Here is a 4,874-nt window from a genome sequence, read left to right as displayed (position 1 = left end):
GGCGAGCCGTGGCAGCGCTTGTACTTGCGGCCGGAGCCACACGGGCAGGGCGCGTTCCGGGACGGGCCCTCGCCGCCGTCGACCTGACCGGGAGCGGCCCGCCGGGCGGTGCTGGCGGCCACAGCCTGGCCGCTCGCACCGGCCGGAGCACGGCGCGGCGTGGTGGCAGCTGGGCGCTCCGAGGACTGCTGGCCGATGCCGAGCGCCGGCGCCTGCTGCTCGGGCCGTTCGATCACCGGAGCGCCCCGGCCGGCCTCACCGTCCACGGCGGGCGCCGAGTATTGCAGGCCCTGCTGCTGCGGCGCGCGGTTGAGACCCTTGGCCCGGATCTCCACCGGCTTGTCCAGCAGCTGCACCTCCTCGGCCTCCGGCTCCGCCTCCTCGACCTGGACGTCCAGGTTGTAGAGGAAGCCGACAGTCTCCTCCTTGATGCCGTCCATCATGGAGGCGAACATGTCGAAGCCCTCGCGCTGGTACTCGATGACCGGGTCGCGCTGGGCGTACGCCCGCAGGCTGATGCCCTCCTGGAGGTAATCCATCTCGTACAGGTGCTCGCGCCACTTACGGTCGATCACCTGGAGCAGGACCATGCGCTCGAGCTGGCGGACCGCCTCCTCGCCGAGGTTCTCCTCGCGCCTGTCGTACGCGGCGTGCGCGTCCTCCTTCAGGCGAGCGAGCAGGAAGTCCTGGTCGATGCCGGAGCGGGAACCGACCTCCTCCTCCAGCTCCTCGATCGTGATCCCCACCGGGTAGAGCTGCTTCAGGCTCGACCAGAGCTGGTCGAGATCCCAGTCCTCGGCGTAGCCGTCGCTCGTCGCGCCGACCACGTACGCGGTCACCACGTCGTCGATCATGTTGCGGACCTGGTCGGACAGATCCTCGCCGTTGAGCACCCGGAGGCGCTCGGCGTAGATCACCTGGCGCTGCTTGTTCAGCACCTCGTCGTACTTGAGGACGTTCTTGCGGATCTCGGCGTTCTGGCCCTCGATCTGGGCCTGGGCGCTCCTGATCTGGCGGGTGACCATCTTCGACTCGATGGGCACGTCCTCCGGGATGTTGAAGCGGTCCATCACCGCCTCGACCGCGCCGGCCCGGAAGCGCTTCATCAGCTCGTCCTGGAGCGACAGGTAGAAGCGGGACTCGCCCGGGTCACCCTGCCGGCCGGCGCGACCGCGGAGCTGGTTGTCGATCCGGCGGGACTCGTGCCGCTCGGTGCCCAGCACGTAGAGCCCACCGGCGGCGGCCACCTCCTCCGCCTCGACGTCGCACGCCTGCTTCCAGGTCGGGAGGATCTCCTCCATCGCCTTGGCGTACTCCTCCGGCTGCTCGACCGGGTCGAGCCCGCGCTGGCGCAGCTCGTTCGCGGCGAGGAACTCGGGGTTGCCGCCGAGCAGGATGTCCGTACCGCGGCCGGCCATGTTCGTCGCGACGGTGACCGCGCCCTTGCGCCCGGCCTGCGCGACGATCTCCGCCTCCTTGGCGTGGAACTTCGCGTTCAGCACCGAGTGCGGGATGCCGCGGCGGCGCAGCATGTGCGACAGGATCTCGGAGTTCTCCACCGAGACGGTGCCGACCAGCACCGGCTGGCCCTGCTCGTGCCGCTCGGCGATGTCCTCGACGACGGCGTTGAACTTGGCCTTCTCGGTCTTGTAGATGACGTCGGGCCGGTCGAGCCGGACCATCGGCCGGTGCGTCGGGATGGTCACGACGCCGACCTTGTAGACCTTGTTGAACTCGCCCGCCTCGGTCTGGGCGGTACCGGTCATGCCGGAGAGCTTCTCGTAGAGGCGGAAGTAGTTCTGGAGGGTGATGGTGGCCAGGGTCTGGTTCTCCTGCTTGATCTCCACCCCCTCCTTGGCCTCGATCGCCTGGTGCATGCCCTCGTTGTAGCGACGGCCGTGCAGGATGCGGCCGGTGAACTCGTCGACGATCAGGACCTCACCGTCGTTGACGATGTAGTCCTTGTCGCGCTTGTAGAGCTCCTTGGCCTTGATCGCGTTGTTCAGGTAGCCGACCAGCGGGGTGTTCACCGACTCGTAGAGGTTGTCGATGCCCAGGCGGTCCTCCACCTTGGCCACGCCGCGCTCGGTGATGGCGATGGTGCGCTTGGCGTAGTCGACCTCGTAGTCACCCTCGCCGTCGGTGCCGGGCTGGAGCCGGGCCACCACCGTGGCGAACTCCTGGTACCACCGGGCGGAGTGCTCGGCCGGACCGGAGATGATCAGCGGGGTACGCGCCTCGTCGATCAGGATCGAGTCGACCTCGTCGACCACGGCGAAGAAGTGGCCGCGCTGGACCAGCTCGTCCTTCGACCAGGCCATGTTGTCGCGCAGGTAGTCGAAGCCGAACTCGTTGTTGGTGCCGTACGTGACGTCGCACTCGTAGGCCGCCCGGTGCTCGGTGGCGGGCCGGTTCGGCAGCACCACGCCGACGCGCAGGCCGAGGAACTCGTGGACGCGGCCCATCCAGGCGGCGTCACGCTCGGCCAGGTAGTCGTTCACCGTGATCACGTGCACGCCCTTGCCGGCGAGCGCGTTCAGGTAGACCGGCATGACCGAGGTGAGCGTCTTGCCCTCACCGGTCTTCATCTCGGCGATGTTGCCGAAGTGCAACGCCGCGCCACCCATCACCTGGACGTCGTAGGGGCGCTGGCCGAGCACCCGCGAGGCGGCCTCGCGGCACACCGCGAACGCCTCGGGCAGCAGGTCGTCGAGGGTCTCGCCATCCTCGAGCCGCTCCTTGAACTGCTCGGTCATGCCGCTCAGCTCGTCGTCGCTGAGGTTGACGTAGTCGTCCTCGATCGAGTTGACGGCGGCAGCGATGGCCTTCAGCCGACGCACCATGCGGCCCTCGCCGGCGCGAAGGAACTTTTCCAGAATCGACACGGATCAACGCTCCCCTAGACGGTCTCGAACCATCGTAGGCGCTCCGAGGCGACGATGGTCACTGGTGGCGGCGGTCCGGGCTCCGGAACCCGACATAACGCCGCGACCGTGCGCCACCGGCCGCTAATCGGGTTACGCCGTGCGCGAACGATCCGGCACGATGGCTCGAATGGAGCCTGTGGAGATCATCGAGGACGGCCTGCTGCTGCGCCCGTGGCGCGCGGAGGACGCCGACGCGGTGCACCGTGCCTGCCAGGATCCGGACATCCAGCGCTGGACCACCGTACCGCGCCCGTACCTGCCGGAGCACGCGACGGAGTACGTCACCACGATCAGCGCCACCGCCTGGGCCGAGGGGACCGCTGCGCTCTTCGCGGTCTGCGACGCCGGCACCGGTGAGCTGCTCGCCTCGTTCGGCCTGGTCTCCGTCGACCGCGCGCGGGACTCGGCCGAGGTGGGCTACTGGACCGCGCCGTGGGCCCGGGGCCGGGGCGTCGCGGTCCGCGCCATCCGCGCGCTCGCCCGCTGGGCGTTCGACGTGCTCAAGCTGCGCCGGCTCACCTGGCAGGCCGAGATCGGCAACCACGCCTCCCGGCTGGTCGCGCTGCGCGCCGGCTTCCGGATCGAGGGTGAGCTGCGACTGGCCGACCCCAGCCCCGGCGGCCGGACCGAGGGCTGGATCGGCTCGCTCCTCCCCGGCGAGGTCGCCGCCGCCGGCGACCCGGTCCCCTACGGCCCGGACACACTCCAGGCCCGCCGCGCGGCGGTCTTCGGCCGGCCGCAGCCGGTCCTGTTCGCCACCGCCGGCGACACCGAACTGCGGCTGCGCGCGCTGGAGGAACGCGACCTGGCCGCGGTGACCCGCACCTGCCAGGACGAGCAGACGATCCGCTGGACCACGGTGCCGCACCCGTACCGGCCGGAGCACGCCGAGGGCTTCCTGCGCGACCTGGTGCGCCCGGCCTGGGCGCGGGGCACCGCGGTGACGTTCGCCGTGGCCGACCCGGACGACGAGTACCTCGCCTCGATCGACCTGCGCCTGCTGCCGAACGACCCGCTGGTGGCCGACGTGGGCTACATGACCGCGCCGCACGCGCGCGGGCGGGGCTACCTGCCGGCCGCGCTCGCCGCGGTGTGCGCCTGGGGCTTCACCACGCTCGGCCTGGCCCGGATCGAGTGGCGGGCGAACGTGGGCAACACCGCCTCGCGGCGGGCCGCCGAGAAGGCCGGCTTCAGCGTCGAGGGCACGCTGCGCGGCGGCGTCCAGCACCGCGGCGAGCGGCAGGACGTCTGGATCGGCGGCCTGCTGCCGGGCGACCTGGCGTGACCCCGGAGACGATCGAGGGGTACGGCGTACGGCTGCGGCCGTGCCACCTCGCGGACGTACCGGACATGGTGGCCGGGTGCACCGACCCGGAGATCCGCCGGTTCATGCCCCTGCTGCCCGACCCCTACGACGAAGACGCCGCCCGCTGGTGGATCGACGAGGGCGCGCCCGCGGCGTGGGCGGCCGGCGGGGCCGCGTACACGATCGCCGACCCGGCCACCGACCGGCTGCTCGGCAGCATCGGGCTGACCCGGCTCAGCGCGGAGCGGGCGACGTACGAGATCGGTTACTGGGTGGGAGCGGCGGCGCGCGGGCGGGGCGTGGCCACCGCCGCCACCCGGCTGCTGACCGAGCGGGCGTTCACCGCCGGCGCGGCCCGGCTGGAGCTGCTCACCCGGACGGACAACGTGGCGAGCCAGCGCATCGCCCTGGCCAGTGGTTACCGGCACGAGGGCGTACGCCGGGCGGCGGGCGTGGACGGCGACGGCGTACGCCGGGATCTGATCGCCTGGGTGCGGCTGGCCGACGACCCGCCCGGGCCGGTCGCCCGCCTGCTGCCGGACCTGCCGGACGGCCGGCTCACCGACGGCGTGGTGACGCTGCGCCCGGTGGAGCCGGCGGACACGGACGCGCTGTACCGGCTGCACTCGCTGCCCGAGGTG

3 protein-coding genes are annotated in these 4,874 nt (G+C 71.5%); 2 read left to right on the top strand and 1 reads right to left on the bottom strand.

What is annotated here, in order from left to right; genetic code table 11:
* The coding region (secA, locus tag ACPCK6_RS29245) for a preprotein translocase subunit SecA (protein ID WP_423482819.1) at nt 1-2,885 on the bottom strand (2,885 nt) is incomplete at its 3' end.
* Nucleotides 2,886-3,054: 169 nt separating this feature from the next.
* Between secA and ACPCK6_RS29240 the strand changes: the two genes are divergently transcribed.
* The gene (locus ACPCK6_RS29240) at nt 3,055-4,212 is read left to right on the top strand and encodes a GNAT family N-acetyltransferase (protein ID WP_423482818.1); all 1,158 of its coding nucleotides are present in this window, start codon (nt 3,055-3,057) and stop codon (nt 4,210-4,212) included.
* Nucleotides 4,209-4,874 (top strand): GNAT family N-acetyltransferase (locus tag ACPCK6_RS29235; RefSeq protein WP_423482817.1); only part of this gene is annotated, 666 nt, incomplete at its 3' end. The genes ACPCK6_RS29240 and ACPCK6_RS29235, both read left to right, overlap by 4 nt.

The organism is Micromonospora sp. AB353, from assembly GCF_049538395.1.
Classification (GTDB): Bacteria; Actinomycetota; Actinomycetes; order Mycobacteriales; family Micromonosporaceae; genus Micromonospora; species Micromonospora aurantiaca.
This window is presented reverse-complemented; position numbering and strand designations above follow the sequence as displayed.

Bases quoted from the DNA above. Each gene is read 5' to 3' on its own strand.
- ACPCK6_RS29240 (WP_423482818.1), top strand. From the start codon at position 3,055: ATGGAGCCTGTGGAGATCATCGAGGACGGCCTGCTGCTGCGCCCGTGG.